Below are 504 nucleotides of genomic sequence, written 5' to 3' on the forward strand. Positions count from 1 at the left end.
TCGGTTCCGCTGGTATGGATCGGCTGGCTTGTCCCGGTCCGCCCGGCAGAGGCAGCCGTATAGACCTTTCCGTCAGAGCGCCGTTTCGACCCGACGACGACGCCATCGATCCCGACTTCCCAGGCTGGTATCGTCGAGAAATCGGCCGCCTCGATCTTGAACAATGCGCCGACATGTCCGGTAAGGAAGATCGGGCTGGAGGCGGTAAGGCTGATACCCGCGCCGGTCGCAGCACTCGCTGTTACCGTTCGCGCTTCGTCGACATTCTGGTCGGCGAATGGCCCGTTTTCGAGCGGTGCAACGTCATAGACGAAGGTCGAGCCGCTCGTGCGGGTCAGTCGCGCGGGCGGGTGGTTTTCATGGTCGAGATAGAGCCGGTCGTAGCTTTGCTGGAACGACACATAGGGGGCTTCCGCCGCCGTATAGGGGACGATCACCTCATAGGGGACGCCCGGCGCGGTCTCGATCCGCCCGCCATTGGTGTAGAAGCGCAGGCGGTAGTCG

The 504-nt window shown here is 63.3% G+C and carries 1 protein-coding gene; it reads right to left on the reverse strand.

Going from position 1 to position 504, the window contains the following annotated elements:
• The coding region (locus AACY52_RS30235) for a hypothetical protein (protein WP_339561367.1) at positions 1 to 504 on the reverse strand (504 nt) is incomplete at both ends.

The sequence above is a fragment of the Pseudomonas sp. EA_65y_Pfl1_P113 genome, assembly GCF_963970525.1.
Classification (GTDB): Bacteria; Pseudomonadota; Gammaproteobacteria; order Pseudomonadales; family Pseudomonadaceae; genus Aquipseudomonas; species Aquipseudomonas tritici.